This window comes from Vibrio sp. V09_P4A23P171 (genome assembly GCF_963875615.1).
Lineage (GTDB): Bacteria > Pseudomonadota > Gammaproteobacteria > Enterobacterales > Vibrionaceae > Vibrio > Vibrio anguillarum.
The window spans coordinates 26,489-53,066 of the sequence record NZ_CAWNMR010000014.1 but is presented as its reverse complement, the minus strand read 5'-3'; the positions used below and the strand labels follow the sequence as shown (position 1 = coordinate 53,066).

Sequence of the window (26,578 nt, the reverse complement as noted above, 5' to 3'; positions counted from 1 at the left end):
CTTGGTTGCTGGCAGTACCCCCTCCTAACCTCCCCCTAAAAGGGGGAGGAACAGAACGGTATACAGACCGAAGACATGCTTTACATAAGTCACACTCAAAAATAGTGTGAAATAGTCAAATAGCGGGCGCGAATGTGCTCTATCAGCAAGCGGACTTTATTCGGGGGTTGGCGAGTAAAGGGATACACGGCGTATATACCCAATTTTTTGCCCACTTGTTCCGGGAAAATATCCACTAGCTGGCCGTTCCGAAAATCATGATAAACCAAACAGCGCGGCACATAAGCAATGCCGTGGCCGCCTAAAGCCGCTTTTCTCAATGCCGTGGCGTTATCCGTAGAAAAGCAGCCCGAGACTGTGACAATGTAGTTTCCTTTGCGGCCTTTAAATTCCCACTCGCTCGCGCCTGTGGTTTGGTAGGCATATTGAAAACAGTTGTGGTTGACTAAATCTTCCGGTTTTAACGGTTTTCCATTTTTCGCAATATAAGAGGGAGAAGCGCACACAACCCACTGTGAGTCTAAAATATGCCGCGCAATTAAGCTTGAATCTTCCAAATAACCAGTGCGGATCACTAAGTCAAAACCTCCTTCCACTAAATCAACAAAACGGTTATCAAGCGACATGTCCACCGTTAAGCCGGGGTGTAAATTGCAAAATTCCGCAACCGCGTCGGCCAATATTAGATCGCCTGATATGGTGGGTACCGACATTTTGATGTGGCCGCTGACATTTTCACCAAACCCAGACACCGCATCGACGGCTTCTTGAGTGGCAAGCTTCACATTTTTCGCACCCTGTAACAGTGCCTTGCCCGCTTCAGTCAGAGTTAATTTACGCGTAGTTCGATATAATAGCTGCACGCCTAACTCTTCTTCTAAACGCGCCATTCTTTTACTAACTACCGAATTTGTAAGGCTATTCTGTTCTGCTACTTTACTAAAACTTCCCAGTTCCATCACTTGTGAAAACAATATTAGGTCGTCTGCTCGCATCTTATTATGTCAATTTTGGAATTAATTATTTTCATTATTTCCCTATATCCATAAAAAATAAAGGAGTAAATTCACCCGGAATTAACAAAAACATCACAAATATAATAATTTAGCTACCCGACGTGGCCGAAAGGTCTGTAGCCCCTACAGGATGTCTGCTCCTCAACTATCCTACTATTTAGAGCTAGTACGAAGAGCACACTTTACGAGGAAGTATCCAATGAACGAAACCTTACTGGCACTAGTGGCCTTCTCCCCCATTGTGGTGGCAGCGATTCTTTTAGTCGGGCTCAACTGGCCTGCGAAAAAGGCGATGCCCGTGGCCTTTGCATTAACTGTGGCCATCGCCCTCACCTTTTGGGATATGTCGGCAAACCGCGTGCTCGCTTCTGTTTTGCAAGGGTTCGGTATCACGATTTCCGTGCTCTGGATTGTGTTTGGCGCAATCTTCCTACTCAACACCTTAAAACACACTGGTGCTATCACCACCATTCGTAACGGTTTTACGGATGTTTCGGCTGATCGCCGTGTGCAAGCCATTATCATTGCGTGGTGTTTTGGCTCTTTTATTGAAGGCGCTTCTGGTTTTGGTACACCGGCGGCTATCGCGGCTCCGTTGCTGGTTGCGATTGGTTTTCCTGCGTTGGCTGCCGTATTGATGGGGATGATGATCCAATCCACTCCTGTCTCTTTCGGCGCAGTGGGTACGCCCATTATTGTTGGGGTAAACAAGGGGTTAGATACGCACAACATCACCGAAACGCTGATCAGCAACGGTTCAAGTTGGGATGTGTATTTACAGCAAATCACCGCCAGTGTCGCCATCACCCATGCGATAGTCGGTACATTGATGCCAGTATTAATGGCGATGATGTTGACGCGCTTTTTCGGTAAGAACAAAAGCTGGACCGAAGGGTTAGATATTTTGCCTTTTGCGATTTTCTCTGGCTTGGCTTTTACTGTGCCTTACGCGCTAACGGGCGTCTTTCTTGGCCCAGAATTTCCCTCATTAATCGGTGGCTTGATCAGCTTGGCACTGGTTGTCACGGCCGCGAAAAAAGGCTTTTTAGTACCAAAATCGCAATGGGATTTTCCAGAAGAGAAATCGTGGCCCGCAGAGTGGTTAGGCTCATTAAAAATTGATATTGAGGAGATCAAAGCTAAACCGATGGGCCTTGCATTAGCTTGGACTCCCTATGTTCTGCTCGCGGTTATCCTTGTGGCAAGCCGTGTGAGCAGCGAATTTAAGTCACTGCTGGCTGGAGTGAGCCTATCCTTTAACAACATTCTGGCTGAAACAGGCATCAGCACGGCCATTCAACCGCTTTATCTTCCCGGTGGCATCTTGGTTTTTGTCGCGTTACTGGCAGTAATATTGCAGTCACGCAGTGCGACACCACTCATCAAAGCATTCGGTGAATCAAGCAAAACGCTGATCGGTGCGGGCTTTGTGTTGGTATTTACTATCCCTATGGTGCGCATTTTTATTAACTCTGGCGTCAATGGCGCAGAGCTTGCGAGCATGCCTGTCACTACCGCCAATTTTGCCGCGGGTTTAGTCGGTGATGCCTTCCCTGCATTAAGTGCCACCGTTGGTGCACTTGGGGCGTTCATCGCAGGCTCAAATACGGTGTCGAACATGATGTTTAGCCAGTTCCAGTTTGAAGTGGCGCAAACACTCTCTATCTCCAGTGTGATGATCATTGCGCTACAAGCTGTTGGCGCAGCAGCGGGCAATATGATTGCGATTCACAACGTCGTCGCGGCATCAGCAACGGTCGGTTTATTGGGCCGTGAAGGAGCCACGCTGCGCAAAACCATTATCCCAACTTTCTACTACCTTGTGATGACCGGCCTTATCGGTTTAGTGGTGATTTACGGCTTTAATATGACCGACGTACTAATGACCCAGCAACCCTAAGTTTGGTGATGTGATTTGGTATCAACTTGGTTTTTATAACCATTAATCTTGTGTAATAAATGCAGAGCTCGCTAGGCGGCAGCTCTGTACAAATTAGGATTCAATCTATGATTATTTCAGCCTCCACCGACTATCGCGCTGCCGCGAAAGCGAAATTGCCTCCTTTTCTGTTTCATTATATTGATGGTGGCTCATACGGTGAGCACACGCTCACACGCAATACCGCGGATTTAGCTGACATCGCACTGCGCCAACGCGTGCTTAATGACATGTCAGAGCTCAGTTTAGAAACACAACTGTTTGGCGAACAGCTTGCAATGCCGATTGCACTTGCCCCTGTTGGCTTAACTGGTATGTACGCGCGGCGCGGCGAAGTGCAAGCGGCGCGCGCGGCTGAAAATAAAGGCATTCCTTTTACACTGTCTACCGTATCGGTTTGCCCGATCGAAGAAGTATCATCGGCGCTGGCTCGGCCGATTTGGTTTCAACTCTACGTACTTAAAGATCGCGGTTTTATGAAAAATGTGTTGGAGCGCGCCAAAGCCGCGGGGGTAAAAAACCTCGTGTTTACCGTGGACATGCCCGTTCCCGGCGCGCGTTACCGCGACATGCATTCTGGCATGAGCGGCCCTAATGCGGCGATGCGCCGAGTGTTTCAAGCGATGAAACACCCAAGCTGGGCGTGGGATGTCGGCTTGCTCGGTAAACCACACGATTTAGGCAATATTTCTGCCTACCGTGGCACGCCGACTAAATTGGAAGACTATATTGGTTGGCTTGGTGAGAATTTTGATCCTTCCATTTCATGGAAAGATTTAGAGTGGATCCGCGACTTTTGGGACGGCCCGATGATCATTAAAGGCATTCTAGATACAGAAGATGCCAAAGACGCGGTGCGATTTGGCGCTGATGGCATTATCGTATCCAACCACGGTGGTCGCCAGCTTGATGGGGTATTGTCAACCGCCAAAGCCTTACCTGCGATTGCTGATGCGGTGAAGGGCGACCTGAAAATTCTGGTCGATTCAGGGATTCGCACTGGGCTTGATGTGGTGCGCATGCTGGCGCTGGGCGCGGACTGCACGCTGCTGGGTCGCTCGTTTGTTTATGCATTGGCGGCGCAAGGTCAAAGCGGCGTTGAGAACTTGCTCGATTTGTATGAAAAAGAGATGCGCGTTGCCATGACCTTAACCGGAGCGAAAACCATTGCCGATTTGTCACGAGACTCGTTAGTCAAACTTTAATCTCATGATGACAAACCAACGGTAGCCGCACGTTAACCTATCCACAACCTCAATTTAAAATGGGAAACAATGATGGCCAGCACTCTTTCAGACGCCACCTATCGTCAACTGGAAACGCAACTCGCTACGCGCATCGACCCTGAGCGCATCATCACGCAGCAGGCAAAACGCCTTGCTTATGGCACTGATGCCAGTTTCTATCGCTTGGTGCCGAAAATTGTGCTGCGCTTACAAAGCCTTGATGAGGTCATTTTTGCCATTAAAAGCTGCCGCGAGCTTGGCGTTCACTGCACGTTTCGCGCCGCTGGCACCAGTTTATCTGGTCAGGCAGTTTCTGATTCGGTTTTGATCGCCTTAACCGATGACTGGCGAGGCCATAGCATTCACGATGAGGGCAAAAAAATCACCCTACAACCGGGGGTCATCGGAGCCGATGCCAACAAATACCTTGCCCCTTTTCAACGCAAAATCGGCCCAGATCCAGCCTCAATTAACACCTGCAAAATTGGTGGAATCGCCGCCAATAACGCCAGTGGTATGTGCTGCGGCACCGCGCAAAATTCTTACCGCACTGTCGATAGTATGAAGATCGTCTTCGCAGACGGTTCCGTGCTCGACACCGCAAACCCAGAAAGCATCGCTGCATTCAAAATCGCTAAACCCGAATTGATTGAAGGTATTGCTCAACTTCATGCACAAACGGCGCAAAATCACACACTATCAAAGCTTATTCACCACAAATATCGCCTAAAAAACACCACTGGCTACGCCCTAAATGCTCTCGTTGATTACTCTGATCCGATTGAAATTATTGAACATTTGATGATTGGGTCGGAAGGCACACTCGGTTTTATTGCCGACATCACCTACAACACCGTCATTGAGCACGCGCACAAAGCCTCGGCGCTGCTTGTCTTTGCTGATATTGAGCAGGCTAGCCAAGCGGTTACGACCCTGTCCAAAACCCCAGTTGCGGCAGTCGAAATGATGGATGGACGCGCGATGCGCTCTGTCGCTGACAAAGCTGGCATGCCCGCGTTTATTGCGCAATTGGATCTAGAAGCCGCTGCGCTGCTAATTGAGTCTCACGCCAGCGATCACGTAACACTTCATTCACAATGCAGCACCGTGATGGCAGCACTAAGCGACTATCAGATCATCGAATCCGTACCATTCACCTCTGATACCAAAACGGTGGCAACCTTATGGGGCATTCGCAAAGGGATGTTCCCTGCCGTCGGCGCGGTGCGCGAAGTAGGGACAACCGTCATCATTGAAGATGTGGCGTTTCCGGTAGAAAGCCTTGCCAATGGTGTGCGCGATTTGCAGGCTCTGTTTGATCACTACCACTATCACGAAGCCATCATCTTCGGCCACGCTCTGGAAGGCAACTTGCATTTTGTCTTTACACAAGGCTTTGATAGCCAAAGCGAGATCGACCGCTACGGCGCATTTATGGATGAAGTGGCCGAGCTGGTGGCAGTGAAATATCAAGGCTCACTCAAAGCCGAGCACGGCACGGGCCGCAACATGGCACCGTATGTGGAGTTGGAATGGGGCAAAGACGGTTACGCCTTAATGCAACAAATCAAAACCCTGTTTGACCCACAAGGCTTACTCAACCCCGGTGTTATTATCAACGATGATCCGCGTTCCCACTTAGCTAACCTAAAGCCGATGCCAGCGGCTGATGCCTTGGTCGATCGCTGCATCGAATGCGGGTTTTGCGAACCTGTTTGTCCATCTCGCACACTATCACTCTCGCCCCGTCAACGAATCGTCTTGTACCGCGAGCTACAACGTCGACGCGCGCAAGGTGAAACGGTAGAAGCTTCTGAGCTTGAAAAAGTCTTTGAATACCAAGGATTAGACACCTGCGCCGCAACTGGCTTATGCGCTGAGCGCTGCCCTGTTGGTATCAACACTGGCGATTTAGTGAAAAAGCTGCGCACCGCGAAATACCAAAAATTCATCCCCATTGCTACATGGACGGCGGATCACTTTGCCGCCACCACAGCCGTGGCTAAAATCGGCCTCAGTGCCAACCAATTGGCGAGCAAATGGCTGGGCGAGAAGTTAGTCGGCGGCGCAACCAACGGCTTGCGTAAACTCAGCAAAGGCAAAACGCCTATTTGGTATCCACAACTGCCGCAAGCCAATCATCAAAACTTAGCCATTGCAGTAGAAAACCTGCCGCGCCGTGAGAAAAAAGTCGTCTATCTACCCTCTTGTGCGAGCCGAAATATGGGCCAACAAAACAGCGCGGGCGATCAGCGGCCATTAACCGAAGTGACCTTATCGCTGCTTAACAAAGCAGGATATGAGGTGATCCTACCTAACGAGCTCAACAGCCAATGTTGTGGTATGCCCTATGACAGCAAGGGAATGAATGAGCTTGCACAGTCAAAAGCGCAGCAGTTAGAAGCCGCGTTATGGCAAGCTAGCCAACAAGGGCGATATCCGGTATTGATGGATACCAGCCCGTGTGCAAAACGCAGTATTGAACAATTTACCAAACCACTGGAGATCTTAGAACCCGTCGGTTTTGTCAATAAGTATCTGCTGGATTCTTTAGCTATCAAAGTCAAAGAAGAAACTGTGATGCTGCATATCACCTGCAGTGCGCGCAAAATGGGGTTAGAAGCCGAGATGCTCAAATTGACCCAAACCTGCGTCAGCACGGTGATTGTGCCAGAGCATATTCAATGCTGCGGCTGGGCGGGCGATAAAGGCTTTACCACGCCAGAACTGAATGCGGCGGCCGTTCATCCGCTCAAAGAGCAAGTCCCTGCTCACTGCGAACGCGGATTCAGTAATAGCCGTACCTGTGAAATTGGCCTATCACACCACAGCGGCATTCCATATCAATCCATTTTGTATTTGGTCGATGAAGTGTCTAAACCGCTTTGATCTACCCTCAATCTTAAAATAGCTCATTGGATAAAATGGGCTGTTTTTTTGTCTCTTTATCTGGCGTACCTTTACCTCGCATACCAAGAGTTTGTAAATACGCTTTGGGGCTTAAACCAAACTGCAAACTGACTGCGAAAGCGTTGATTAAATCGCTGTTCCGATTGGTAGCCGCAACACTGTGCCAATATCGCTATATTTCGTTGGCCACTTTGCATTAAGTTCAGCGCGTGATTCACACGCACTTCAGCCAAAACCTCACGGTAACGGGTGCCATGTTGCTTTAAGCGTCGAATTAAGGTCGCGCGGCTCATGGCAAAGTGCGTTGCTACCCGCTCAAGTGGATGTTCTTCTTCTGGTGACTGGGCGAGGTAGTTTCTCAGCTTCTGCTCAAAGGGTAGAGAATTACTCTCAAAGAGCCAATGCAGTGCACCTTGCTCAGCCAATTGTTGGTATAACACCATCAGTAGATAGGCTTGGGTTTCTTGGCTGATTAACGAAAGATCGAACGAGGCGAGCGCATTGAGCGAACTTTTCAGTGAGGGGCTGGTTGAAATCACAGGCCACATAACTGGGCGATCATGACTTGCGCTTAACGCAAGCATCGCCTCGGTCGGGCGGTAGGTGAAACTGAACAGCCTTGAAGAGAAGTAACCGTGTTCTGGTAAATTTTCGAAACTGAGCGAAGCTGAGGCCTCACACAATAATAACGAAGTGCTCGATAGATTGATGGCGTCGTCCTTATGAAACAGTTTTTTACTGCCAGATTGGATCTGAATCAAGCTTGGAGAGTGAATCCTCACATTTCTCAGCCTTTGTTGCTGAGCGGCTCGAAAGGTGGTGACTTGGTATTGGTGATTCATCACTCCCCCATGAATTAGCGTGTATAGGTTGCGGTCAGCGTCGCTTTTTCTAACGCCAAACTATTGAGGGTAAAACCAACCACCGCAGGTGATACATCGGCCGCCAAATTGAGTTTTTCCGTCGGGAGAGCCCATACCGTAAACTGGTAACGGTGCATTCCGTGCCCTTCTGGCGGACAAGCACCACCAAAACCAACGCTGCCATAATCGATACGTGTTTCTATTGCACCGAGCTTTTTGACTTCAACCCCACGTGCTAGCTCACTCGCTGTCGCTGGAATATCCAGCGCAATCCAATGCCAAAAGCCACTTCCTGTCGGAGCATCTGGATCAAAAGCCGTAATAGCAAAACTTTTGGTTCCTTGTGGTGCATCAGTCCAAATTAAGTGCGGCGAAAGATTCTCCCCAGCACAACCCCAGCCTGAAAATTCAAAGGTTTTTGCCATCGGGTGGCCTTCTTGGATATCACGGCTACTGAGTTGCAAAGCATTTGCCATCCCTGTAAATAATAAGCTGGTGGTTAACGTCGTGATGACGATGGCCGAGCTAAAAATCGTCGAGTTCATTGTTTTCTCCTATGAATAAGTTCATGAACAAGTCTAGCAGCATCACCCATGCAACATCCGACAAAAAGTATCATTTATCTTCTTTAATAATCAGCCAATGATACTTTGTGTTGCAGCCACTCTTCTATTATTAATACGTCTACTTGGCTTAATAGCGGCAATTGTATTGAGTTCGACTCAAGCCACAGCTTCAACGGAAAAAGAACCACTACCCACTATCGCGGATAACGTTATTGTAGAGTGGAAAGTAGAGGTAGGAAGGGAGAACGAGAGCCCTCCTCCGTTGAGAAGGAGAGCCGGAAGGAATTACCACATCAAATCATCAGGGACTACGAAATCCGCGTACGGATCATCTTCAGCAGGTAGAGATTCATCGGCGGTTTTATTTTCGATAATGCTCTCTTCATCACGCATGAAGATTTTATCCGCTACCACACCCGGAATGACAGCATAGCCATCTTCATAACGTGCAATAGCCAGGATTCCTTTACTCAGTTGATCACGAACCAGTGAATCGACATAAAGTGACTTCACCAACTTACCATCAACAAAGTTGTATTTGATTTCACCGTGTTTTAGATCCAGCTTATTCATCTCAATCAGTTGTTTTACTTGAGCACGAATTTCTTTGCTCAACAACTGCTCTTTTTGCTGTTTATTTAGTGCCTTGTCGCGCTCTTGTTGCTCGACTTTATTCGCTTCTACTGCCGCTTTCACTTCACGTGCTTGCACGCGCGATTTTTTAGAGCTCTTTTTCGCTTTGCTGAGTTTTTTGGCGTTAACTAAACCCGCTTTTAGCATTTGCTCTTGTAGAGATAAGGTTGCCATGATCAATCCAAGTCAGTTATTTGCTGGTGAGTTTAACGGTTCATGGCGAGTGAATAAAGAGCGCTGTGGTTATCTTATTCATCCTAACGAGCAAAAAATGCTTTTCTAAACTCATAACGCTGCTTTGCCGTGTAGCGCACCCACTCTTCTGTCGAAAGGGTGGCATAGGCTGTCTTTCTCTGGCTTGAGAGCGTCTTTTCTAACTGCGCTAATGCTTGCTGGTAGTCAATGACTTGAGCAGCCTGCGCTTGTTGCTCGATTTGGCGATGCGCCACCTCACTGCGCTCATGTTCATTTAAGTAAAGTTCGGCCAAACCTTGTTGTACTTCTAAGCGCTGTTCTAACGATAAATGTGGAGGGATCAGCCGAATCGCTTGTTCATAGCGTGCATTACCTGTGTTTAATGAAAAGGTATCCCATTGATATTGATGCTGTGTAAGCCGCTGTTCAATGCTCTGCAACGCCTCTTCTACGGAAGCAATACCTTCGTAGTCATTGGGTTGCCGTACAAAATCATCATAAGCGTACTGATCGGCGAACAAAATGTCCGCTTGTTGCCCCCATACTTGCTGATCAATCGATTTTACATAAGCCATTTTGTCACCTAATTCCGTATCCTGACTGATGATTTCCATTCCAAGCAGCGCGTCACGTTGCGCCTGTTTTTGCCAATAGAGAGCAACCAGTTCATAGCGTTCATGGGGCAACTGCGCTTGTAATTGTTGTAGCCGCGCAGCACACACATTTTGCTGACGACACTGCTGCCAAAACTGCTCTATTCTCTCTCTCAGCGCTTTGCCTATTTCTGTTTGCAGCGTTTCACCAACGAGTGTCCACTCTTCATGGGTTTGATGATCGCGATTAGCCAGCAAAGCAACGCCACTTTGCTCTGGCAAACGCACCGTGCCCGGCAATGCAACCTCAATTCTATTGGGGGGTGTTTGGATAGTGGGAAACTCATCCCTCTTCACCCACCAATAACTTGCGCTGCCGACTAAGGCAACGCAGATCAATAACCTAACCCAACGCATCTAGCGGATCTCAGCTTTAACCGGGAAGTGATCCGATAAATTGTAATGCTGCCATAAACGCTCGTCCGTGGTTCTTGGCACCAGCACAGTATTGCGGTTTTGTTGTTCGCTTGGTTGTGCAAACTCTTGGCTTACCACCACATAATCAAGGTACTCCACGTTTTCACCACCGGATAAGGGTTCTCCTGCAAAATCATTGATGCGCGGATCAAACGTTGATTCGGTATAGCCTGCGTAGCTAGGTTCGGTTGACGCAAGATTCGCGAGCATGTTTTGATAGTCATCGGCAAATTTACGTTTATTCACGTTAAAATCACCGCCATAAATCACCGTTTCTGTGCTGGGAATAGAGAACGATTGTGCAAAACTGCGCATCTGTCTGAACTGACGTTGGCGATAATCGCGAGCGGTATCGGTATCAAACGAGGCAGTATGCGTTGCAAACAGATGATAAGCCTGACCATTTTTGATGATTTCAGCATAATTCACCCCTTTATCAGCAAAACAGTCAGTTCCCGAGCAATCAGGGAAAACATATTGTCCTTGGTTAACAATTGGGTAGCGGCTGACGATGATCACTCCACCGTCATGGATATTCACCCCAAACTTATCGAGCATCTTCGTTTGGTACGGATACTCTTTTGCCAGCTCTCGAAGAAAGGCATCACGCCCCGCAGCAAACACTTCTTGCAGCATTACGGCATCATATCCTTTGATGTGCTGAGGGATGATAGCAAAACGCTCGGCAATATTTGAAGCAATCACAGGTAACGCCCAAACGTTATAGGTCATCACTTTTAAGGTCTCAGCATCGGGTATTTCTTCTGTATTCGTTGGCGTAATGGTGTAATAAATATCGTCGTAACGAGTGGTGCTGACGGATTTAAACGCAAGCTCGGTTGGACGTTCAATCAACTGCGTTGAGTAATAACGGTGAACCGCACGATCATTTTGCCACTGAAGAGGAACATCTCGTGCTTGTACCCCATGCTCAATGCTTGAGTTATACCAATGACCTTCCATCTTCTGCTGTAAGGAGAAAACCGGCCCTTGCGGTAAAGTTACCATGGTTTCAAATTGGTACGTTTTGCCAGATTTCACCCCTTGCCAGCGGTTAAAGCTGAGCACCATTTTAGTTTCCCACGGGCCTAGCGTTTCACTGTGTTGCTGCCATTCACTGCCTTGTTGCAACTGATCAGATCCGGTCTGTTTCACGGCAATAGACATTGGCAGCGCAGAGTTATTGGTTAAATAAATATCGGTGTCCGCCAATACCGCATGAGCAGCAAGAGACAACCCAAATAGCATGACTTTATTAATAATCTTCACGTTTTCATCCTTTAACTGTGAAAAAATAAATTAAGCCATCCCCCTATGAAATATTGATGTAAGAAATACGACAGTTTGAATACTCCAAGAAAGGTCACGAAAAATATAAAAACTATTGAACGATTTATCGATATTTTTTCTTTCAAGGCAAACTTTAGCGTTATACTGCCCGCCCCAAATTGTGAGAGGATTTTTTGTGGAACGTGAAATGTCAGTGATCATTGGTTTGTGTAACCCTAAAAGCCCAACCAACGTGGGTGGTGTGATGCGCGCAGCAGGTTGCTACCAAGCGTGCGCGGTTCGCTACAGTGGTGAGCGTTATGATCGCGCAGTGAAATTTCAAACCGACACAAAAAACATTCAAAGTAAAATCCCGCTCACCGCGATGGTAGAGATCACGCAGGACTTGCCAAGTGAGATGAAAATCGTCTGTGTTGAACTGGCAGAAGGGGCGACACCACTGCCCGAGTTTATTCACCCGGAAAAAGCGCTGTATGTGTTTGGCCCTGAAGATGGTTCTATTCCACAAGAGATAGTTAACCAAGCCAGTGAGGTTGTATACATCCCAACGATTGGTTGCATGAATTTGGCCGCAAGCGTCAATGTGCTGCTGTATGATCGATTGGCAAAATCCAAGCTCGATATTGACCACAGCCAACGTATTCTGAGCAGCCGAGATGTGAAAAATCGTTTGAAGTTTAAACGTGCTGATCAACCAGCCACTTAAGGCTGCAATCGAAGCCAATGAAACAAGCGAACGTTCTTCACTCAATAGAGCCAAACGCTCACTTATTTCATTGGCAGTCATAACGGTTAAGTCTCGCTAGCGAATATCCAGCTGTTTAAGAACAGATGGATAACCCCACCCATCTTCACCAACTTTAACTTCGTCTCCCGTTAAATAGTGATAAAGAGTGGGCGCAAGTGAGCCATTTTCGACTGAACCGAGCGGCGTGGCTTGATTGCCAATCGGGCTCCCCCAAAAACCGATAAAAGCATCTTTTTCTAGATAGCTTTCACCCGCATGACGTCCCGGAACTTTAGTATTAAAGCCAACGCCCTCTTTAGGAAATAGGTTAATGGTGCCCGCACGGTCGTCTTCATAAATAGCAGCGAGCTGATTAACCGAATCTGGACGGGGCGTAAAACGTGTTAACTCTCGCCACTGCGCACTTGAGCACCACGTCTCAGGTTGATTCGCTTTAGCGTGATAAACGCAACGTTCGACGAGTTGTGCATAATGTTCTAGCTCGTCAGATGAAGGAGGCGACAAATAAGCATTTAGCTGCTGAACGCCAAGCAGCAATGGCTGTTCCGATTTAGCAAAATAGCGCAGTTTATCACCCTTTTTTTCAATCCATTCATCCACTCGTTTACCTTGCCGCTCGCCAACCAACCGTACAGAACAGTCCGTTAAATCACATGGTTTTTCTCTCACAACTAAATAATCTAGGCTTTCAGCAAGTCGCGCTACGGTTTCATCGATCACATCAACCTGCTGCCCTGGCTTAGAATGGATCGGTTGCCAACGGATCAACTCTTGATAAACCGGTTGAACTTCCCATCCAGCTTCTGCATTAAAGAAATCCATCATAAAATTTCCACCCGCAGTGGAAGCGACGACCACATCAATCCCTTTGTTTGACGGCGCGTTAATCGCATTCGTCATTTTTGGCCCTTCTCCCTCATCCGATGAGATTTTCTTCACCTTGAGTTTTATTCCCAGTTGCGACGCTAGCGGCTCAAAGATCTGTTTTTCTGGGTTGAGGGAGAAATAAACAGGAGCTAAACCATGATCGCCAGCCATGCCCCATAACGTGCGGTTATATACTCCCGCGTCTTGATAGGTTGCTTCTATTTGCGCTAGCCAGTAATCGAGGCGGTTTAGTTCCCCAGTTGGCATGATGACTTCATCGCTGAATGGGCCGCTAAAATGAGCAAAATGATCCGGCCATGGATTATAAATCAGCGTATAGTCGGGCATTCCTTTCAGTTCTTTTTGTGCAAGTTGTTTCAACTGGTGAGCAAGCACTTGATGGCGAGTCCAGCGAGTATAAAAATCCCACTTGCTTATCTGCTGATAGCGCGTGACCTCTTCAACTAATGTCGCTCGCAACTGTTGAAGTTCACGTTCGACAATCGCGCGCTCTTTCAGCTCACGCACACACCGCTTTTCACCAAAATCACGTAATGCCTCACCCGCCCCTAAATTCACTAAACCATCATAAGTGGTGTGAGCATTCCAATCGTATTGCGCATTGCAGTTGAGGGTGTTGAGGTAAGCGAGGCGATCAAACATCGTTTGTACTTGGTTTTTAACCAGTAAGCGATCAAGCTGCAGTGCATCATTACCAAAAAAGTAATAAGCTCGGTCGGTTGGGCGATCAACAAAGTGGAAATTGGGTATGCCAGTACCACCTTGGCCGGACACCTTAGCTCCTGTTTTTATGATCGGTAAATTACGCACACTGATCGTTGGTGTTGATGAAATGCCCACTTGAGTAATAGAAGCGCGATGATCACGATACAAGCGTTTAAAAAACGGCAAGTAATGTGGATCGTGATAAGGCTGCTCAGCCAATATCTGCATGAAACGTACTTGCTGCTGATGTTCGGGTTGAACCACCTCCATTGAAGAGGGCTTAGTGCTCAATCGATTGTGGTGATCTTGGTGAGCTTTGCGGATGAATGGCTTACTCGGGTCAACCAAACCTTCGATCAGCCCTTGTTGCAAACCATCCACGGTGATCTGCACTGCCATACGACGTTGTTGCTGAGAGCGGAGAAACGCAATCAATGCTTGAGGATCATCATCAAGTGCTTTTTGTAACCAGGAATTTAGTGCTTGTTCACGCTCTTGCTGATAGACAAATTGGCGGTAGCCTTTTAATACGTTCATACGCACAAAATCAATCAAAGTAACCGTGATTGCCTCTGCTTTGTTGTTCACACGTGCTGTATTTTCTGGCTTTGCATCTTCTAATACCCCAAAAAGGGCTTGCTTCATCTCTCCTTCATCCATCCCATTAGCAGCCTGACTAATAATTTGGATCACTATCGGTTGGATTTTATTAATCAGTAATCGATCGGGTTCACTTGACGTCAGATATTGATAGTGATCCGGCAATCTCTCAAGCTGTTGCCACTCACCAATTTCAACCAAGGCATCATACACAGTCACCATGGCTGCAATAAATTGGGCATCCACTTTAATCCCTTCATGATGCCCTTGATCTTTAATATTTTCTTTTTGTTCACTCACCACCTCTTCCCCATAATGGTAGAGGCTATGCTCGAATCCCTTTAAAACCTTTGCTTCATAAACAGTACTTAAATACTGTTTAAATACATCATCATTTTCTAACCCCGTATAACGATCATAATATTGATATAAAAAATAGCCCAGCGGGATGGCGTAAGTTGGGTTAGAAATTTGTGCAATAACGCGAGCTTTTGTTTTTGCATCTAAAGGCAACATAAGGATATAGCTATCGAGTGTTACCCCGGCGATGGTAAATAAGGTTGAATCACGGGCAAAGCGCGTTGAATAGCTTAAAGACGAGGCCATTTGATTTTTCAATATTTGCGCCGAATTGAACAGCCCGCCAACCACAGGCGCATCACTGATAGCAGCGAAAGAGGTTGATGAAAGTAAAGAGGTTAAGAGTAACGCGATGGGTTTTAGCCGCCCAAAAGAATAAAATATCATACTGTTTTCCCTACAGTTATTGCATGCGCACATTGTGGCAAGCTTACTCGTAAGGTCAAGCCGTAAGTTATATTTACGTTATAAATCGGCCATATGTCCATATCAAAAGTAATGATACCAATTAGGTATTCTATATTGGTTAATTCTATTGCGTTCTTAGCGATTCGAATCTATAACAGTGGAAACAAAAATAATAAATAACACCCTCATCTAACGCTAGAGAAGCTTGGCTTAATTTGTTTTTAACTTATTTAATTCGAGGTAATCATGCGTACCAACCAACCTGTCACACAAAAAGAAGTCAAGTTTCCACCTAGCTATAACTTATTATCGCTCACTAAACCAAGCAGCCATATCACTTATGCCAGTAAAGAGTTTTGTGAAGTGGCGGGCTACTCATTAGAAGAGCTTATCAACCAGCCTCACAACCTAGTTCGTCACCCTGACATGCCAGCAGAAGCGTTTAAAGATATGTGGGAGCATTTAAAACGCGGCCAATCTTGGATGGGTATCGTCAAAAATAGATGTAAAAATGGCGATCATTATTGGGTTGATGCGTTTGCTTCTCCGATTGTCGAAAATGGCAAAACGGTTGAGTTTCAGTCGGTACGTTTGTGTCCAAGTCGCGAACACATCACCAACGCAGAAAAAATCTACGCGCAGCTTAAAGCAGGTAAAACACCTAGGCAGTTAAAGCTGCCTAGGACTCGCCTGTGGCAACGTTTGGCCATCGCCTTAGTCCCCATTGCAGGCATCAGTTTTGTGGCTGATACTCTTCTTCCGGGAATAGGCTTAGTATTGATGTTATTACTGTCCATGGTTGCATGGTTATTATTTAACTCGCCGTTTAGAATCGCTCAGTGCCGAAGCACGCAAGATATTTGATAACCCACTAATGGAATTGGTGTATAACGGCCATATTGATGACATTTCTGAAATAAAACTTGCGTTAAAAATGCGCCAATCCGAACTCAATGCTGTGGTGGGACGCATTCAAGATTCAAACCAACAAATTGGTGAAGCAGCCAATTCATCTTCAAAAAACTGCAAAACAACTGCGACCAATTTAGAAGGTCAAACACGAGAAACAGAACAAGTTGCCGCCGCGATCAATGAAATGCACTCTACCGCGAATGAAATTGCACAAAATGCGCAAAGTGCTTCTGACGCGACAGAGAAAGCAAAATTGGCCGCCGAAGAAGGTATGGATTCGGTAAAAGATACATTGAATGCAATGCAACAGCTCGCAACCCAACTAGACAGCGCTTCATCGGTTGTCACACAATTGGCAGACCACGGAAAAACCATTGGCCAAGTGTTAATTGTGATCCAATCTGTCGCTGAGCAAACCAACCTGCTTGCACTTAACGCCGCTATTGAAGCTGCTCGGGCTGGCGAGCAAGGCCGTGGATTTGCGGTCGTCGCCGACGAAGTTCGCACCTTGGCACAACGCAGCCATGAGTCCACTAAAGAGATCCAAAATGTCATTGCGCTGATTCAAACCAGCACCCACCAAGCTGTCGATGCGATGCATGAAGGCGCACAGTTATCTAAATTATGTGTCAATAGTGCTAATGTCTCTGGCGATAAACTCAATATGCTACTTACACAAGTAATTGATATTACGGATAGAAATGAACAAATTGCCACCGCCGTAGAAGAGATGGCACGCGTGACTGAAGATATGAATTCAAGCGTTCAATCGATCAGTGATGTCTGTGTTGCGACCAATATTTTGGCCAGTGATACACGAGATGAATGTGAGGATTTAGTGGTAAACCTTAGCTCTCAAGGCACATTAGTTCGCCAATTCCGACGGTTATAATTTCATCGCCTACCAGCCCTCTAACGAGGGCTTTTTATTAACGATAGATAGACTTTGTGGACTCTCGCACAATTAAATCGATAGGGGGTAACCTAGCATCGTGCCTCTCACCACTGAGCAAGTTGAGAATGGAATGCGCACACACCGCACCGATCTCTTCAATTGGTTGGCGCAATGTCGTTAGGGCCGGAGTGAAATACTGAGAGACAGGTAAGTCATCAAAACCAATCACTGAAACATCATCTGGCACTCGCACTCCGTGGTCAGTTAACGCCTTAATGGCACCATAAGCCGTTTGATCATTAGCAGCAAAAATAGCCGAGAAATGGACTTTCGACTGCAACAGTTCAACCGTCTTTTCATACCCACATTCAGAGCTAAAGTCACCTTGTTTAATGAGTTTAGGCATAGGCTTAATTCCCGCTTCACGAAGCGCTTTTTGGTAGCCAGTGAAACGGGCGGTTGAATCAGGCTGATTAGCGAGCCCTTTTATATGAGCAATGTTTACGTGCCCTAATTGCAATAGGTGCAAGGTGGCAATATAACCGCCGAGTACATTGTCCACATTAATGCAACGTACATTATTACTAACAATTTGGTGGCCGACAGCAATGATGGGAATCGATTGAGCATATTTGAGGATTTGATCGCTTTTTAAACTGCCTGTCACTATGATCATTCCATCGACATTGCTTCTAGCAAGATACTCCAGTGCATGTGCTTCCAAGTTTTTCTGCCACTGACCTGTGGCAATCACCAGTGAATACCCTTGGGTCATTAATACCTTCTCCATGTCATTCAGAATTCGACTGGTGTGAGGGCTCTCTGCGTGCTGCACTAATACACCAATAGTCATCGAACGCTTATTGCCTAGATGACTGGTTGGGTAACTAGGTTTGTAGCCAAGGGTTTTAATTGCACGTTCAATATTTTGGCTTTTTTCATCCGATACGTAAGTTGTGCGATTCAAAAAACGAGAGACAGTGCTTGCCGAAACTTCGGCAAGCTTAGCGACATCATAAACAGTGGGTGCTTTCTTTGATTTTCTCATGGCGATGTTTGGCCCTTTAGAAGCACTCCTTCTCCACACGGAGAAGGAGTCTATCGTTTCTTTTTACTGTGTATCCCAACATATATTGGCGATCACAAATTGACACTCACCATTAGTAAATAATGAGAAGGGCGTGTCGAGATGAGTAAAACTTAATCCCTGCTCTGAGAAATGTGAACAAGCAATGTTCACGCGCGTAAAGCTATCATTGATGGTTGAAAAGTAGTGGCTGACGTCCACTTTAACCACGTTATCAATATCCCCCAAACATCCAGGAACAACGGCGCGTTGCAGTGACAAATAAACAGGTTCTGTTGCCGCTCTGAGCACTTTAATCTCAAAACTGACCACACCATGCGCATTATCGTAATGGCTGAAATCTTCCGCTTGCCCTAGCCCCGTTTGCGCATAAACCATTGCTCCACCCCCCAGAATTTCTACCTCAACGGCATCTTGCTGCTGCTGGTAGTTATACGGCTTAGTTCGGACAGCACCGAGTTTCATCACGTTGTTGCGTGAGACATCCACGCCCATCCAATGTTCAGCATCCGACACTTTAAGTTGATAATCGCCTATCGTCGCCATAATGCCATACAGATGCTCTGCACGTGTTGCTTGCCATTTTGCTTCTTCTGAGTCGATATCTAAATCAAGGTTATCCAAATCTCGAGTTTGTTTTTTTTCAGCGTAATTAAGCCCATAACCGTATTCAAATAAAGGAGCATGTTCCCCAACCGGAGACTGCTCACATTCAGGCACGACATAATTGGGAATATGAGGAGGAATACGGTTCACACAGGTGCTGCGCTTTTTATTGGGCCAACTGAATGACAAGGTACCAGAGAAGTCGATATTAACTTCACCATTCTCTTTAGCCACTAAAACATCAGTAATGCCACGTCCTTCGCTGCCGGGTAAAAATGCCGCAACAAAAGCATCAGACAAGGATATTTCTTCATTGACAAACAGTGGACGACCGCTAAAGAAAATCGATACCACTTTTACGCCGCGCTTATGAAATGCTTTGATTTTTTCGCTATCTGCTCGGTAGCGACGTTTCAAGGTTGAAAACTCCAAAGATTGCCACGCTTTGATGTCACCCATCATTTCAGAATAAGGATCTTCACCAAACACCACGACCGCAATATCACCCGCTTGCCAATCACCCGTTAATTCTGGATCGTAGCAAACATTATCTATGCCCAATTCGGCTTCTAACGCCATTTTCACTGTGGTAGCTCCGGGGAAATCGGCTAAGTTATTTTCGTCCCCTTGCCAAGTGAGGTTCCACCCGCCCGCTTGCTTTTGCAAATCATTGGCGCCGCTGCCCGTTAACACAACCTTGCACCCACGTTTGAGTGGTAAAATACCCTTGTTATTTTTCAACAGTACCATCGATTGCTGAACAGCTTGGCGAGCGATAGCACGATGTTCAGAGCAACCAATCAGAGATTGCTGACCAGCCAAAGCTCGCGCTGAAGGATGCGGTTTTTTCCATAAACCCGCGCGCATTTTCACCCGTAAAATACGCGTCACAGCATCATCAATTCGGCTCTGGCTCAGTACTCCACTTTTGGCATCGCTCACCGCTTGACGATAGGCTGATTGCCAATGCTCACGAATAGGGATCATTAAGATATCGTTACCCGCATTGATAGCGTAAGTCGCATTACCATCGGTACATTTACTGACTTCAGAATGACCATGCCAATCGGTTACAACTAATCCATCAAAGCCCATTTGATCTTTCAAAACATCAGTGAGTAGGTACTTACTGCCATGAATTTTGAGGTTGTAATCACCTGAAATGTGCGGCGCGTGATCGTAGTTCGCTTGGTTATCCCACGAATTAAATGAAGACATCACCACTTGCGCACCGGCATTAAGGCCACTGAAATAGCCCATGGCATGCACGTTACGCAGCAGATTTTCACTGTAAGTATTGCTGCCACGATCAACACCATTCACTGTGCCGCCATCACCCACCCAATGTTTGACGTTTGAGATCACATGGTGCTCACCTTGTAAGTCAATGGCGTCACCTTGCAAACCTGCGACCATTTCGCTGGCATAAACATAAGTCACTTCAGGGTCTTCAGAGTAACCTTCATAACAGCGCCCCCAACGCAAATCACGAGGGGTGGCCACGGTTGGTGCAAAGGTCCAATCAATACCCGTCGCGGCGATTTCCAGCGCGGTAATACGGCCAATTTTGCGAATTAAAGCAGGATTGCGCGCGCACCCCAACCCAATATTGTGCGGAAATACGGTTGCGCCAAAGACGTTATTGTGGCCGTGTACTGCGTCAGTCCCCCACATAAACGGAATATGAAATGGGCGACCTTGATAAGCTTTTTCTGCGGCAAACCAGTATTCATCGGCTTTCGCTACCCATTCACTGGCTGGTGCATGTTTATTGCTGTTTGGCCAAGAGCCACCACCATTAAGTACCGTGCCAATCTTATAATCGATGATTTCTTGCGGCGTAATATCGCGGATTTCTGGTTGGATAATCTGGCCAATTTTTTCTTCTAAGGTCATCAACCCTATGATTCTTGCTACTTGCTGTTCAATTTCAGGGTCAGCTTTGATTGCTGATTCTATTTTGGGCCAAACGTCGAAATAAGGGGCTTGCTTTATTATTGTCATCGTCTTGTTCACCATTAAAAACTGGCCAATGAGTTTTCACTCAGCGCATCAAAAATATGAATCGCATCTAGGTCGAGATAGAGTGTAACCTTCGTCACCTCTACCTCTGCCGCTTGGGTTTCCACCATCAAAGGCTGGCCTGCAACATGGGTTTTCAACAAAATACTCGCACCGAGCAACTCTTTATCTTTGAGGGTGACGGCAATTGGCAAGACGCGTTCATGGTTAACTTGTTCTGCGCGTAAGTGAATATCGGTGGGGCGAATACCGACATGCAATGCGAGGTTTTTAGACGCATGCGCTTTAAATCGCTCGGGAAGCGGGATAAAGATGTCACCCAGTTGGATAAGCCATTCGCCATTTTGCTGGATAAGTTGTGCATCAAGCATGTTCATCGAAGGGTTACCAATAAACTGCGCCACAAATTTGTTCGCCGGGCGTTGAAACACCTCTGTTGGCGTACCGACTTGCGCAACATAGCCATCTTTGAGGATCACAATGCGATCAGCGAGCGTCATCGCCTCAATTTGATCATGCGTAACATAAATAGTGGTGGTTTTAAGCTGACGATGTAACTGCTTGATCTCTTCGCGCATCACACCACGAAGTTTGGCATCTAAGTTAGAAAGTGGCTCATCAAACAAGAACACTTTTGGCGTACGCACCATGGCACGCCCCATCGCCACGCGTTGGCGTTGACCGCCGGATAACTCTTTAGGCTTACGATCAAGGAGCGGGTCAAGCTCTAACATTTTTGCCGCTTTACGCACTTCCTTATCGATTTCAGTTTTTGGCATGCCTTTTAACTTCAATGCAAACGCGATGTTTTCATACACGCTCATATGTGGGTAAAGCGCATAACTTTGGAACACCATCGCTAAGTCTCTATCTTTGGCATCTACGTTATTCATCCACTTGTCACCAACGTAAATATCACCGGCAGTAATCGACTCCAGCCCCGCCAACATGCGTAATGTGGTTGATTTTCCGCAACCCGATGGGCCAAGAAATACCACAAACTCACCATCATTCACCGTGAAATCAAAATGCCTAACAACATCCACATGACCAAACGACTTCTTAATGTTCTTAAATTCAACTTTTGCCATAATTTTTCTCCTTCACACTGCGCCTTCTTTCAACAAAACCACGCCAGCATGAGTAACTAAAATGAGGGATTAAAGGCCAATTAGCCTTTTACTGCACCGGATGTTAAGCCGCTTATCATCTGTTTGGACGCAAAGAGATAGATAGTCACCAGTGGCAATATAGAAATGGTGGTGCCAAGCATCACCGCACCCCAAGGCGTATTTGGAATGCCTTGCACGCTACGTAACGCCTGAGTAATAACGTAGTTTTCTGGCGATGTGAGCACCACTAACGGGTTCATAAAGCTGTTCCAGAAAAAGACAAACTGTACAATCGCCAGTGTTGCCAACGCTGGTTTCATCAACGGCAAAACAACGCTCCAGTAGGTACGAAACTCTCCCGCGCCATCGAGTTTGGCCGCTTCTAATAACTCTTTAGGAATAGAGGCCATCACGTGTTGGCGCATTAGAAAAATCCCAAATGGAGTGGTGGTAAACGGCAGCCAAACCGCCATGTGGTTATCCATCAAACCCAGAAATTTCACGATCATAAAATAGGGGATCAAGCTCAAGACGGGTGGGATCATCATGGAAGCCACCAACATGCCAAATAGCGCGTTCTTACCTTTGAACTGAAACACAGCAAATGCGTAACCGCCCATACTGCAAAACAACAGTGAGATAGTGGTGCCTAAAAAGGCAATGTAGATAGAGTTAAACATCGCCTGCCAAAATGGCATAATCTGCAACAGCTTTGCATAGTTAATGGCTAAGCTATCCCCAATGGCAAAGCTGATGCCTGAACCGAAGATTTCCGTACGATCGCGCGTTGACAGCAGCGCTGACCACAAAAATGGGAAAACTGTGATAAGCGCCGAGACAATCAATACAACCGCCAGTAGCGCCATCATTACTTTAGTGATGAGTTCAATGCTGCGATCACTGAGTTTTAAAGCGTGGATTGACATGCTATTACTCCCCCAACCCTTTTTTACCAAAGAAGAAAAACTGAATCGCAGTACAAGTTGCAATCAGCGCAAACAGCAGCCAAGAAATAGCGGATGCCGTGCCCATCTCTAGCCACTCCCAACCCACTTTGTAGAGGTACATTGAGATAGTTAAGCCTGCTTGGCCTACGCCTCCGGTGCCGCGCGTTAATACAAACGGTTCTTCAAACAGTTGTAAGTTGCCAATGATGGTCATGGTGACGGCAAAGAAAACGAAAGGGCGAATCATCGGCAGTGAGATATTCCAAAAACGGCGAAAGGCGTTGGCACCATCCATCCGCGCGGCTTCTAAAATTTCTTTGGGAATGGTCATTAAACCCGTGGTGTACAACACGATGTTAAAACCGGTGTATTTCCAAAAAACCATGATGGCAATCGAGGGTTTGATCATGTTGGCATCATCTAACCAACGGATAGGTTGATACTCATTAAGCCAAGAAAATGCCCAGCCAAAGACACTGCTATTAGCTAAAGCCATTAAGCTTTGGTTGATGATGCCCGAATTGGGTGAATACATATTGAAGAAGATGAGCGACGCCGCCACCGTTGAGGTAATGAATGGCAAAAAATAAGCGGATGTCAGCCAATGACGCAGCCGATCGCCCAATGAAACCAAAATATAGGCCACTGGAATAGCCACTAAATGTTGAGCGACGCCCGAGGTTATCGCCAACCACAATGTATTGCTTAATGAACGCCACAACCAAGGGTCGGTCAATGCAACTTGGTAGTTATCAAATCCCACATAATTCATGGCGGCAACCCCTTCGACGGGGTTCCACGCATGAAAAGAGAGATAGACAGAAAACAGGAGAGGAAAAACTCCAAAAACAGAAAAAATAATCAAAAACGGCAATAGAAACCCGTACGGTGTAAGCGCTTTCAAACTCAGGTGAGAAAAAAAACGTCGACCCGATGGCGCTTGCACAGCGTTGCTCGTAACGTGATTCATAATAACGACCTCTTAGGCATAACATCATGCCTTCTATAACTTACGCTTAGTGAACCACCAGCACCGCTGGCGGTTCTTTTTAATGATGACCGTGCTATTGCATATTACGGGTACGACGCTGAATTAAACGTTCTGCATCTTTCAGTGCGGCTTTGATGTCTTTGCCTTCATCCAACACTTCCATCAGTGCATTTTCTAAGATGATAGAACGAGCCACATGGTCGCCTTTCGCAGGCGCGACTGGTTTGATGTTTTTTGCCACATTCGCAAACAACAAACGCGCTTTTTGACCACCTAGAAATTCAATTTCTTCATTGAACATTGGGTCATCGTAAGTCGTGACATTAGAGGGGAACGCGGCAATCGTTTCGAACGCTTTAAGCTGCACATCACGGTTGGTTGTCATGTACTCAATCAGCTTCCACGCGTCATCTTGATGTTTTGACTGAGTAGGGATTGAGAGAAATGAACCGCCCCAACTGCCGTAAATACCATCAGGAAGGTTTGATACGGCCCATTTGCCTGCTGTATCTGGCGCAATCCAGTTTTTCAGATGTCCGAGTAACCACGCACCAGAAAGCTGAGTGGCAAAAGTACCGTTACGGAAACCCTCATACCATTCGTTAGACCACGCTAAAATTCGGCCATCTAGCCCTTTTTCACGAATCGTTTTTGCCACTTCAAATGCATGTACAAAACGTTCGGAAGTGACGACTGAATTTCCCTTACTATCAAAATACAATCCTTCGCCGTCAGGAACCGTGGTAAAAATGATCGCTTGTGCTACATCAGCGGCGGATGCAATCAGCTGTACGTTTTGTTTCTTCAATATTTCACCGGCTTTGATGTAGGAGTCCCAATCTTTTATCGCTTGATTGATGTCAATCCCCGCCTTTTCAAACACATCGGTTCGGTAGTACATAACGCCTGGGCCAAGATCGACAGGAATGCCATACATATGGCCATCCCCCCCCTTACCTTGTGCCCAAGCATAAGGTGCGAAACGGTCTTGGAATTTGTCCGCGCCATATTTTTCCGACAAATTGACTAAGCCACCGGAGGCAACAAAGGGGCCAATTTTCTCTACATCAACCACAATCACATCCCCCGCTCCGGAGCCTGTGGCAAGGTTCGTCGTCAGCTTGGTGTGGTGGTCGCCGTGGTTATTCATTAAATAGTCAACCTTGATACCACTCTTTTGTTCAAAGTCCGGCAATAAGACTTTCAAACTGCTATCAAAGTCGGGGAAACCGTCTAAACGGATGGTGTGGTCGGCAGCATATGTAAGCGAAGAAAATCCTAAAGCCACGGCGCTTGATAGCACTAAGGTCTTAAATTTCATGATTCATCCTTAATATCTTTATTGTTAGGTTTATAGGGTGTTGAGTAAATTTTTGACGGAGTCTCGTATCACCAACGAAGGGGATAATTTGAAGTTCACGTCGCGTTTGTTTTTGTGCAGCTTTTGAATAACGAGCTGAACCGCTTCTAAGCTCATCTGTTCAAGAGGGAAATTCACGGTCGTTAACGCTGGGGTGAGGTAACGCGCGAATAAAATATCGTCAAATCCAACCAAGGATATGTGTTGTGGTATTTGCAACCCGACACGGCGCAACTCTTCAAATGCACCAAATGCCATATGATCGTTTGAAGCAAATACGGCGCTAAATTCACAGTGACGCATCAGTAATTTGCGCATCGCTTTGACGCCGGATTCTTCGGTAAAACCAGCTTCAGACACGAGCGCTTCTTCATAGTCAAGCCCAGCCTCTTCCAACGCTTTTCGGTAGCCTTGCAAACGGCCTCGCGCATCAGATTTATCCAATGGCCCAGTAATACAAGCAATTCGTTGATGACCCTGACTGAGTAAATACTGTGTTGCCAAAAAGCCACCTATCTCGTTATCAATGTCAATACAGCTGCTGGCCATTTCAGGAATAAAACGGTTCACTAGCACCAAATGAACCCCTTGTTGATCCAATTCAATCAAGTAGTCATCGGTTAGATGTTGAGTATGGAGAATTAATGCATCGACTCGGCGACCTAGCAGAAATTGCACCGACTCTTTTTGTCCTTGCTCGGTGTTCGAGCCTGCCGTCACGACGACGTGGTAGCCAAACTTACGCAATTGCTCTTCAATGTTGTGCAAAATGCTTGAATAAAAAGGGCCCCCTAATTCCGGTACTATGATGCCGATGCTCCCCGTACGGCTTGAGGCCAGTGCTTGAGCAATAGAATTGGGGCGGTAACCAAGATCTTTAATCGCCTTTTCGACTCTGAGTTTTTTATCGTGGCTAACACGGCTAGTTCCATTAATCACCCGCGACACCGTCGCTTGCGATACACCTGCATGTTCAGACACATCTTTAATTGTCGCCACTCTCGCCTCACAACATTACTGACAAAACCAACAAGAAACCGCTTTCATGAGCTAGTATTCAAGATATCCCCTCGCTTTAGCGTGAGAGAAATCACATCGAACTAGGCACACAAATGACAATTATCTAAACATTGAAAGCCACAGCAGTTTCCCAGGCAGCCATGAAACTGTTTCATGGCAATCGGAAGAGAGAAAAAGATGATGGCCGATTACCGTAAATAAAAAAGGGC

The 26,578-nt window shown here is 46.5% G+C and carries 18 protein-coding genes and 1 pseudogene; 5 read left to right on the top strand and 14 right to left on the bottom strand.

From position 1 onward, the window contains the following. Window positions 1-95: 95 nt before the first annotated feature. Window positions 96-995 (bottom strand): LysR family transcriptional regulator, encoded by a 900-nt coding sequence (locus AACT23_RS06410; protein ID WP_017046910.1) that lies wholly within the window; start codon window positions 993-995, stop codon window positions 96-98. A gap of 220 nt (window positions 996-1,215) precedes the next feature. On the opposite strand from AACT23_RS06410, the gene AACT23_RS06405 reads away from it, so the two are divergent. The 3 genes from AACT23_RS06405 (at window position 1,216) to AACT23_RS06395 (ending at window position 7,070) form a co-directional block, all read left to right on the top strand. Beyond that, window positions 1,216-2,916, top strand: a complete 1,701-nt coding sequence (locus AACT23_RS06405) for an L-lactate permease (RefSeq protein ID WP_029189968.1) — start codon at window positions 1,216-1,218, stop codon at window positions 2,914-2,916. 107 nt (window positions 2,917-3,023) lie between these two features. Then, entirely contained in the window at window positions 3,024-4,160 is a 1,137-nt protein-coding gene (gene lldD / locus AACT23_RS06400) for an FMN-dependent L-lactate dehydrogenase LldD (protein ID WP_094130067.1), read from the top strand. 69 nt (window positions 4,161-4,229) lie between these two features. Then, window positions 4,230-7,070 carry an FAD-binding and (Fe-S)-binding domain-containing protein gene (locus AACT23_RS06395; RefSeq protein ID WP_445286073.1) on the top strand — a complete coding sequence of 947 codons (2,841 nt, stop codon included), beginning with the start codon at window positions 4,230-4,232 and terminating at the stop codon, window positions 7,068-7,070. Window positions 7,071-7,141: 71 nt separating this feature from the next. Here AACT23_RS06395 and AACT23_RS06390 read toward each other — a convergent pair whose 3' ends face one another. The 5 genes from AACT23_RS06390 to AACT23_RS06370 form a co-directional block, all read right to left on the bottom strand. Beyond that, entirely contained in the window at window positions 7,142-7,933 is a 792-nt protein-coding gene (locus tag AACT23_RS06390) for a helix-turn-helix domain-containing protein (RefSeq protein ID WP_445286072.1), read from the bottom strand. Between the two features lie 14 nt (window positions 7,934-7,947). Further along, the gene (locus AACT23_RS06385; protein ID WP_094130061.1) at window positions 7,948-8,499 is read right to left on the bottom strand and encodes a YbhB/YbcL family Raf kinase inhibitor-like protein; all 552 of its coding nucleotides are present in this window, start codon (window positions 8,497-8,499) and stop codon (window positions 7,948-7,950) included. Window positions 8,500-8,805: 306 nt separating this feature from the next. Further along, entirely contained in the window at window positions 8,806-9,327 is a 522-nt protein-coding gene (locus AACT23_RS06380) for a DUF2058 domain-containing protein (protein ID WP_026027777.1), read from the bottom strand. An 83-nt stretch (window positions 9,328-9,410) separates the two neighbouring features. Next, a complete protein-coding gene (locus AACT23_RS06375) occupies window positions 9,411-10,358 on the bottom strand; it encodes a hypothetical protein (protein WP_255211895.1) in 948 nt (315 codons plus the stop codon). After that, window positions 10,359-11,687: a sphingomyelin phosphodiesterase gene (locus AACT23_RS06370; RefSeq protein ID WP_094130056.1), complete on the bottom strand. Its 1,329-nt coding sequence runs from the start codon at window positions 11,685-11,687 to the stop codon at window positions 10,359-10,361. A 196-nt stretch (window positions 11,688-11,883) separates the two neighbouring features. On the opposite strand from AACT23_RS06370, the gene AACT23_RS06365 reads away from it, so the two are divergent. After that, window positions 11,884-12,414, top strand: a complete 531-nt coding sequence (locus AACT23_RS06365) for an RNA methyltransferase (RefSeq protein ID WP_370685849.1) — start codon at window positions 11,884-11,886, stop codon at window positions 12,412-12,414. 96 nt (window positions 12,415-12,510) lie between these two features. Here AACT23_RS06365 and AACT23_RS06360 read toward each other — a convergent pair whose 3' ends face one another. After that, a complete protein-coding gene (locus AACT23_RS06360) occupies window positions 12,511-15,429 on the bottom strand; it encodes an alkaline phosphatase family protein (protein WP_094130050.1) in 2,919 nt (972 codons plus the stop codon). Window positions 15,430-15,663: 234 nt separating this feature from the next. Between AACT23_RS06360 and AACT23_RS06355 the strand changes: the two are divergent. Continuing rightward, window positions 15,664-17,221, top strand: a pseudogene (locus tag AACT23_RS06355) (methyl-accepting chemotaxis protein). A 37-nt stretch (window positions 17,222-17,258) separates the two neighbouring features. Here the strand turns inward: AACT23_RS06355 and AACT23_RS06350 are convergent. The 7 genes from AACT23_RS06350 to AACT23_RS06320 form a co-directional block, all read right to left on the bottom strand. Next, window positions 17,259-18,272 (bottom strand): LacI family DNA-binding transcriptional regulator, encoded by a 1,014-nt coding sequence (locus tag AACT23_RS06350; RefSeq protein ID WP_026027775.1) that lies wholly within the window; start codon window positions 18,270-18,272, stop codon window positions 17,259-17,261. 63 nt (window positions 18,273-18,335) lie between these two features. Continuing rightward, a complete protein-coding gene (locus AACT23_RS06345; protein ID WP_019281229.1) occupies window positions 18,336-20,936 on the bottom strand; it encodes a glycoside hydrolase family 3 protein in 2,601 nt (866 codons plus the stop codon). Beyond that, window positions 20,936-22,030, bottom strand: coding sequence for an ABC transporter ATP-binding protein (locus AACT23_RS06340; protein ID WP_017044899.1), 1,095 nt, complete (start codon window positions 22,028-22,030; stop codon window positions 20,936-20,938). Before AACT23_RS06340 ends, AACT23_RS06345 begins: the two co-directional genes overlap by 1 nt. Before the next feature lie 80 nt (window positions 22,031-22,110). Then, on the bottom strand, window positions 22,111-22,977 hold the full coding sequence (locus AACT23_RS06335) for a carbohydrate ABC transporter permease (RefSeq protein WP_017044900.1): 867 nt from the start codon (window positions 22,975-22,977) through the stop codon (window positions 22,111-22,113). A gap of 4 nt (window positions 22,978-22,981) precedes the next feature. Then, window positions 22,982-23,968, bottom strand: coding sequence for a carbohydrate ABC transporter permease (locus AACT23_RS06330; protein ID WP_094130047.1), 987 nt, complete (start codon window positions 23,966-23,968; stop codon window positions 22,982-22,984). 94 nt (window positions 23,969-24,062) lie between these two features. Then, window positions 24,063-25,310, bottom strand: coding sequence for an extracellular solute-binding protein (locus AACT23_RS06325; protein ID WP_094130044.1), 1,248 nt, complete (start codon window positions 25,308-25,310; stop codon window positions 24,063-24,065). 30 nt (window positions 25,311-25,340) lie between these two features. Beyond that, a complete protein-coding gene (locus AACT23_RS06320; RefSeq protein WP_017044901.1) occupies window positions 25,341-26,348 on the bottom strand; it encodes a LacI family DNA-binding transcriptional regulator in 1,008 nt (335 codons plus the stop codon). Between the last annotated feature and the right edge of the window lie 230 nt (window positions 26,349-26,578).

Bases quoted from the DNA above. Each gene is read 5' to 3' on its own strand.
- AACT23_RS06410 (WP_017046910.1), bottom strand. From the start codon at position 995: ATGCGAGCAGACGACCTAATATTGTTTTCACAAGTGATGGAACTGGGA.
- AACT23_RS06405 (WP_029189968.1), top strand. From the start codon at position 1,216: ATGAACGAAACCTTACTGGCACTAGTGGCCTTCTCCCCCATTGTGGTG.
- lldD (WP_094130067.1), top strand. From the start codon at position 3,024: ATGATTATTTCAGCCTCCACCGACTATCGCGCTGCCGCGAAAGCGAAA.
- AACT23_RS06395 (WP_445286073.1), top strand. From the start codon at position 4,230: ATGATGGCCAGCACTCTTTCAGACGCCACCTATCGTCAACTGGAAACG.
- AACT23_RS06390 (WP_445286072.1), bottom strand. From the start codon at position 7,933: ATGAATCACCAATACCAAGTCACCACCTTTCGAGCCGCTCAGCAACAA.
- AACT23_RS06385 (WP_094130061.1), bottom strand. From the start codon at position 8,499: ATGAACTCGACGATTTTTAGCTCGGCCATCGTCATCACGACGTTAACC.
- AACT23_RS06380 (WP_026027777.1), bottom strand. From the start codon at position 9,327: ATGGCAACCTTATCTCTACAAGAGCAAATGCTAAAAGCGGGTTTAGTT.
- AACT23_RS06375 (WP_255211895.1), bottom strand. From the start codon at position 10,358: ATGCGTTGGGTTAGGTTATTGATCTGCGTTGCCTTAGTCGGCAGCGCA.
- AACT23_RS06360 (WP_094130050.1), bottom strand. From the start codon at position 15,429: ATGTGCGCATGCAATAACTGTAGGGAAAACAGTATGATATTTTATTCT.
- AACT23_RS06350 (WP_026027775.1), bottom strand. From the start codon at position 18,272: ATGAGAAAATCAAAGAAAGCACCCACTGTTTATGATGTCGCTAAGCTT.
- AACT23_RS06345 (WP_019281229.1), bottom strand. From the start codon at position 20,936: ATGGTGAACAAGACGATGACAATAATAAAGCAAGCCCCTTATTTCGAC.
- AACT23_RS06340 (WP_017044899.1), bottom strand. From the start codon at position 22,030: ATGGCAAAAGTTGAATTTAAGAACATTAAGAAGTCGTTTGGTCATGTG.
- AACT23_RS06335 (WP_017044900.1), bottom strand. From the start codon at position 22,977: ATGTCAATCCACGCTTTAAAACTCAGTGATCGCAGCATTGAACTCATC.
- AACT23_RS06330 (WP_094130047.1), bottom strand. From the start codon at position 23,968: ATGAATCACGTTACGAGCAACGCTGTGCAAGCGCCATCGGGTCGACGT.
- AACT23_RS06325 (WP_094130044.1), bottom strand. From the start codon at position 25,310: ATGAAATTTAAGACCTTAGTGCTATCAAGCGCCGTGGCTTTAGGATTT.